The 6,934-nt window shown below is 41.6% G+C and carries 7 protein-coding genes; 1 reads left to right on the forward strand and 6 read right to left on the reverse strand.

Going from position 1 to position 6,934, the window contains the following annotated elements; all coding sequences use genetic code 11:
* Positions 1–142 (reverse strand): helix-turn-helix domain-containing protein (locus JFC08_RS14080; RefSeq protein WP_198331055.1); only part of this gene is annotated, 142 nt, incomplete at its 3' end.
* Positions 143–362: 220 nt separating this feature from the next.
* Between JFC08_RS14080 and JFC08_RS13345 the strand changes: the two genes are divergently transcribed.
* On the forward strand, positions 363–638 hold the full coding sequence (locus JFC08_RS13345) for an excalibur calcium-binding domain-containing protein (RefSeq protein ID WP_198331067.1): 276 nt from the start codon (positions 363–365) through the stop codon (positions 636–638).
* Between the two features lie 96 nt (positions 639–734).
* On the opposite strand, the gene JFC08_RS13350 is transcribed toward JFC08_RS13345, so the two are convergent.
* From JFC08_RS13350 to JFC08_RS13370, 5 genes are all read right to left on the reverse strand, one after another.
* Positions 735–1,751 (reverse strand): fimbrial protein, encoded by a 1,017-nt coding sequence (locus JFC08_RS13350; RefSeq protein ID WP_227697795.1) that lies wholly within the window; start codon positions 1,749–1,751, stop codon positions 735–737.
* Positions 1,741–4,290: a fimbria/pilus outer membrane usher protein gene (locus tag JFC08_RS13355; protein WP_198331068.1), complete on the reverse strand. Its 2,550-nt coding sequence runs from the start codon at positions 4,288–4,290 to the stop codon at positions 1,741–1,743. Before JFC08_RS13355 ends, JFC08_RS13350 begins: the two co-directional genes overlap by 11 nt.
* Before the next feature lie 79 nt (positions 4,291–4,369).
* Entirely contained in the window at positions 4,370–5,086 is a 717-nt protein-coding gene (locus JFC08_RS13360) for a fimbrial biogenesis chaperone (RefSeq protein ID WP_227678805.1), read from the reverse strand.
* A 140-nt stretch (positions 5,087–5,226) separates the two neighbouring features.
* Positions 5,227–5,748: a fimbrial protein gene (locus JFC08_RS13365; RefSeq protein WP_198331070.1), complete on the reverse strand. Its 522-nt coding sequence runs from the start codon at positions 5,746–5,748 to the stop codon at positions 5,227–5,229.
* Positions 5,749–6,377: 629 nt separating this feature from the next.
* Positions 6,378–6,934: recombinase family protein (locus JFC08_RS13370; RefSeq protein ID WP_198331071.1), on the reverse strand; the 557-nt coding region annotated here is incomplete at its 5' end.

Below are 6,934 nucleotides of genomic sequence, written 5' to 3' on the forward strand. Positions count from 1 at the left end.
GCTCACCAAACACGCGCAACATTTCTGAAACGTCTATTTTCTTATCTGCTGTTCTCGAAAGCTCACCGTCATTGACTTTCTGATAGATCGTCGTTCTTGATACACCCCATTCTTTTGCCGCTTTTGTCACCGATATGTTCATTATTCACCTAGTGTTCAAGTACGTTTTTAAGACCTGTACAGTACAACTGTCCAGAACGTTCAGTGAACAACTATGGCATTAACCCGTCTATCAGGCAAATTATAAATAATCTGCTGTGTAAATCTGACGGTTAGTTATATAGCACTCACTTTATTGAACAAATATAGGGTATTATTAATGCTTGAAAGCAGTGTTCTAGATATCAAAAAAAGTAGGTTTTATGAAAAAAGTTATTTTAAGTATGGCGTTATCTCTCTTTGCTTTATCTTCTCAGGCAGCAGTTACAGTCACTAATAATCCATTTTATAGTGATGTTGAGGTAGAGCATCCGTTGTTTGCTAAAAGTGCTGGCGGCTCTCAATGCAAAGGCTTACCGCGCACTTGTGGGCAGATGGTTAGCTGTGAACAAGCCAAACAAGCACTCAAATGTGGAAATACCAAGCTAGACCGTGATAAGGACGGCGTACCATGCGAATCAATATGTCCAGGTGGTTAATTGCAGTAGCGTCTATCGTTATGATTGGGTGCAGCTCAGGCAATACAGAAAATGATCTGTATGGTTCAGGCTACTTTTGAAGATAAGCCATCAAATCTAATCATAATCAATAGTCACTGTGGCTATCGACCTCACCTCACCTGCAGTTACCACACGATCGGTTTGGTAATAACGGGCTACCATTGGCAGTGTATAGCTTATGGTTTGACTGGCATTAAGTGTACCAAGGCTTAGCGGCTCGCCCTTGGCAATAACTTTATCAGCTTTATTATATTTAGATACCAGTTGCGTACCCACCCCTTTTGCTTGTGTATTAGTAGGAGCAATATTTTTTAGAACACTATTGTTGTTATTAGCAGCTTCATAGTCAAAGCTGACACTAATTTTATCAGGTGTCTGAATGTTTTTACCCCCATTACACAAGATATTGATATCAAAGGCCTGCTCGCCTTGGGTAGAACCCACACCTTTAAAGTCTGTATTCTTCATTGTGGGTAACTGAACCACTTTATTGGCATTACTTTTTATCTCACAAGAAGAAGAGGTAATCGTAATGGTATCACCAGTTACGGTACTGGTTAGAATGGGACGATTGGAATAACCTTCAAGGTAATAACTACTGTATAGACCTTGCGCTAGGCTGCCTGTACCAGTAGCCTCGCCCGTCTTAACAATTTCAATAACAAAGTACCCTTCACCTAAAGAGTATCTTGTATCCCTATTTAAACTTGAAGAATAAGGGTAATATCCCGAAAAACCATCTCCACCTATCAACTCTCGATACAAGCGAATACCAATACCTGGTACGTTAGTCTTATATATACTAGGCTGCATTGCAAGCCCCTGATTATTCAAGATAACTGCCTGTACTGTGCCCCCACTCCACCAATCGCAAACCATTTGAGAGTTAGGATTAGCAGGTATATTAACGCGCCGAGTGTATAAAACTTTACCCACTGGGTCGTTCGGCTTAGCCGTTACCTTCCCAATAGCCATATTAATATTTACCGTAGTAAAGCCATAGCTTAGACTACACCTTGCCTGTGCTTGGGTTGCACCAAGGCTACAGCCCACAAGTACAGCCGCTGACAAGAAGTAGCTCTTACAATCCATGACATACCCCTTCTAGGGTAATCATTGATTGGGTTTTATCTTTGGCTAAATTGGTTATATCATACGCCATTTGACACTGCTCATTTTGTTCATCACCCCATTTAACGGTGATGGTATCAGATAACTTTGGTGTCCGTAAGTATACCAAGCTTCCTTGAGCAACTATACCAATATGTTCATCATTCGAATCAATGACATCTGCACCAAAAGGCAGAGTATTTCCTTTGTCATCAACAGTGTGGATGTATATCGCCTTACCTAATTTGGTTAAAAAATCTACCTTAGTCACTGAGCCTTCATACGGAGCGACTCGTTGACTTGCACCCTCAAGCTCTACATCATCGGACATGCCTACGGTATCTAATGATACATCGTTAATACGATAAGGAGTAACGTAAGGGATAACTGCATAGCCGGATTTATTAATGGTAAGCTGATCGGTATTATTCACTTTAGCACCTTCAGCACCTGGTGCATAAACCAATACCATGGTTCTTCCCTGATCAGGACCAAATACCACACCGGCTGGGTGTGCTACTACGTTACCTCCAGCAGACAGACCCAGTTGTTGATAGCCATCGGCCACAGAGTAAGTACCTGATAAGGTAGTATAATTACTGCGATACTGAGCATTGGTATTTAAGCTTGGGTTTTCGCCATAGTCAGTAGATAACGTAGCACCATAGCTTGCTCTGTTGCCAAGCGAGCCATTGATACCGACTGTGGAATTGTCTTGAGTGGAGTATGAATTTAGGGTAACCGCACTGCGTTTAATAGATAACGGTAGCGATAAGGTAAGCATATACTGAGTGTCGTCAATAACTTTGCCTGATGTGGCATTTTCTACCACTCGTTTATTAGCAGATAAGCCGTAGCTGACACCTTTGTACGTATTGTTATAACCGAACTGATACTGTTTAGTATCTTCTTGTTTGTCCCAATAATCCACCCAAGCCCCAGTTAAATAGAAGTTACCCCACTCATTAGGTAAGCCTTGGTTTAAGGTTACCTGAAACTCACTGCGCTGTTTACCAATATATAAGGCGCCAAGACCCTCTCTGTCCTGCTCTTGGGCTTTAAAGGCATCTGCCAGACGGTAAAAACCTTGCGTTGAATAACGATATGCGGCCAAAGTTACATTGGTATTGGTTGGGCTAATCAGCTTGCTATAACTGACACGGTAACTTTGTCCGGTTTCTGAGTCCCGGTTTTTAAAATCGGTATCTGAGTGGGTTACGTCCAAAGCCACTGCGCCCAATCGAGTAGCAAAAGCGCTGCCCAGAGCCACTGCTTTGTACTCTTCAGATGCTTGTGCCCCGCCATAGGCAGTAATGAAGTTATTGATACCGCGCTGATACTGACCCTGTACAATAAAAGGGTCTTTATCAATCTCTTTGTTGCGGTAATTACCGGCTACCACCGCATAGCGGCTTAAGCCAGGGCGTAGCATTTGAGCCACCGAAGTATAAGGAAGAGAGAATTTTTGTACTTCCCCATCGGCTTCAATGACAGACACTTCTAGCTGTCCACCAAAGCCTGTGGGGTATAGGTCGTTAATCTCAAAGCTGCCGGCTGATACATTGGTTTGATAGATAAGCTGACCTTGTTGGCGCACCTCTACCTTAGCATTGGTCTTGGCATTGCCTCGAATACGCGGTGCATAGCCACTTAAGCTACTGGGCAGCATACGATCATCACTGGCAAAAGCTCCGCCGCGATAACCGAAAGTATCAAATATATCTCCTTCACTAAAGCTATCGCCTAAAGTAAGCACTCCACGCTGCTTAGGAAAAGCGCGCTGTAAATAGGTATTTACTGCAGTATATTCAGACTTACTGTCCTCACGGTCGGACCAGGCCCACTGTCCATTGTGACGAAGCTGCCAGCTAGCCAAGTTAAGCCCAGCATTGAGTGAGACAAACGCATTCGTATTTTCTTGATTGAGAGCGTTATCAAAGGTTTTGTATGCACTGGCGTTATAAGAGGCAAAACCGGCATTGATTCCCCTATCCCAGATACTAGGATCGACATAACCTCGGGCATTATTTTGCATGGCAATTTGAGGAATAGAGATCTCAAGCTTCAAATTTGACATATCAAAGTTATAAAAGGCAGCATCTACCCACTGCTCAAGCGGTAGACAGTTATTGGTGGAGTCTTTGGCCTTTTCTTTAATCAGCTCAGCTTTGATGCCGTACTCAAGTAGTTGCTTGGGCGTAAAGCAAGTGAATGAGCTTTTGTCATCTGGGGTAGGCTTAAATACCAAGCGTTGTTTGCCAAACCAGTTGCCGTTAACATAAACATCTAAGCTATATTCACCTGGTAAAATAGGGTTGCCATTAGCAAATTTGTTGATGTCAATTTTTTTGGCATCACCAATCAAAAAACCTGCATCAAAATCAGCAGATATCGCTCCGGAGTCCCCATTTTCAGCAGCAGCCACTGTCAAACTTGAAAGACTTAAGGTTACCACTCCAAGTAATAGTGAGTAGCTAAGCGTACGTTTTATAGGATTTTTTATTATTTTTGCCTTATCCATGGTTTCAGTCACCCTTTATCGCACACGCATGATTAAAACACGTATGATTATAAATAGTTAAAGGGGTGAAAATAACCCTTTATTCAGCTACCTGCTGTACTCGGCCACCATAATCATTGATTGTGGTAAAGGTCATGCCTTTTAGATTAGGGTTTTTAACATTAATTTTTTGTTCAGAAAATGGAGCTAGCATCATCCCATCAGTTAGTACCTCTACTTTATCTGTTGCAGCACCGACAGGTTTTTGCACAATAGAAGTAATAGTAACGTGATAAGGAGTGGGATTTTTAATGGTCAAGGTATTGCCTTGAACTGACCACTGTAATTGTTTAGGCGCAGACAAGCTATCCCCCTTAAGTCCTGCAGGACGATAAAAGAACTTAAGACGTGAGCGAATCGCCAATTGCAAAAAGTTATCTGAGCCACTATCAGCATCTTTTTTAGTGGGTTTCGGCGGAATATCTAATACATTCAACCAAAACAAGCTTTCTTGAGTTTTGCTAAGCGAATTAACGCCAGGCAAAGCACTAACTCGTAACGATTGGCCTTTACCCGGCTCAACACGAGTGATAGGCGGGGTAATAACAAATGGTGATTTGGATTGATCGGGAGTGATTTTAGCATCGCCTTCATCGATCCAAGCTTGCACTAAGGCTGGGCTTGTGCCTTCATTAGTTACCTTAACGGTTATTTCACGAGCATCAGAAGGGTATATAACACGAGTACCATGGATAACCACATCAGCATTAGCAGCTGTAAAAGGTAGCATTAATGCCAGTAGAGCTGTTCTACACATTTTGCGGCTTAATAATTTGCAATTCAATAGCATGATGTTGTATCTCTTCTGTAATTTAAAATATAAAAGCTAAGGTAATTGCTTACCTTAGCTCATTTAGTCTTACAACATGGTTAACTTTCTAGTGACTAAAGTAGTGACTATGGGTAAACGATCGTGTATTTAACAGAAGTGGCTACGCTACCGGCTGTAGCTTGAGCTTTAGCATAGTATTCAGCATAGTAGTTTAAAGCGGCTGAGCCACCAGCGGCAACGTTAATTTCTTGAGAGTTAGCTTGAGTGCCTGCTGTTTTTGCAAGTACTGGGATAACTTGGTTGTTGTCGCCTAGTAGCTGAACTTGTACGTTTTCAGCAGTACCGGTAGCGTTGTTTAGACGGCCTGAATCATAATCTACAGTAGAGCCTGGCTCAAAGTAAGTAGCCACTTTACCTTCCGAGCAGTTGGTTAAGCTAATAGTAAAAGGGGTACGACCTGCAGTTTGACCTGGCGCTAATGACACAGCAGATACAGTAGGCAGCACTACAGCTAAATCTTTAGACTTGCTATCTACAGTACAAGTTCTGTCTGTGATTTGACCTGTAATGGTGATATTACCATCAGAAGCATAGGCGCTTGAAATGCTTAGAACGATTGCAGAGGTAGCTAGAAGAATTTTTTTCATAAGGGTTCCATTTAAAAAAAGGTGGCTATGTTGTATCAATAAATACACAAGGCATTTAAACCCTATTAACGCTCGCTCTACAAAACTCATCCTAGTTCCTAGAAAATTTACAAAAGGATAGGCGTTCGGTTATTTATAAATGGTTCTAACATGATAGACCAAATACATTAACTAACTGAGTTTTAAAAAAGAGATATGGTAAAGGGTATTAAAATAATTTTCTATTCGAAAGATTTAATTTAATAAGATGGCCCATAAGTTAGGTTAACTTATGTATGTTGCAAATAGGATATATTAGGTGCAGTATTATACTCTAATGGAAACTAGTAGTCAAATTTCTAAGCTTTTTAGTTACAATAAATAACAATAAAAGTAACATCGTCATAACGGTATTTAATACGCTTGTTTGCTGTCATAGTAAAAACTGAACCGCCCTAATCTACTTGAGTCAGGTAGTAAGCGAGCTTCTATTTATAATAGATTTGACTCCTATCGAGCAATTTATATGTAAGAATTTGATAGTAATGGCTGCCGTCGAGTTGCTTATAGTTGTACACCGAGGGACCCTCTAAAAAGGCTCATTAATCCATTAATAGACTACTCATAGTAGACTACTATATTGGAACCACTTAATGACTACTGAGCATCTTCGGTCTTTCCTTGGCCACATCAGCGATCAGATGCCGTGAGCACTTGGTCATACCTTGTATCTCAGAATAGCTATGACCTGATTTGAGTAGACTGGCAATAATCTTACGCTTCTCCATATCTTTCCTGCGTCCTGAATACTTACCTTCTGCCTTAGCACGAGCAATCCCTTGCATCTGACGGTTACGGCGATCCTCATAATCTTTTCGAGCAATGGCTGCGAGCATATCCAGCATCATCGAGTTAATGGCCTGCAATACACTGCTCATAAATTCAGTGCTGCTTTCAGATTGAAGCGCCATATATGAGGTCGGCAGCTCTTTTGATACGATAGAGAGCTTTTTCTCTGATAGCATTCTTTTTAGCGTATCCCAATCAGCTTGGTTCAAACGCGCCAAGCGATCAATCTGCTCAACTAAGATCACATCGCCCTTATGAGCGTCTTCAATCAGCTGCATCAGCTTTGGTCGCGCCAAGATAGCGCCTGATTCGTTTTCGACATAGAAGGCAGCAATTTTGTGGCCATGATCGTTGGCAA

This window comes from Psychrobacter cibarius, from assembly GCF_016107535.1.
Classification (GTDB): domain Bacteria; phylum Pseudomonadota; class Gammaproteobacteria; order Pseudomonadales; family Moraxellaceae; genus Psychrobacter; species Psychrobacter cibarius.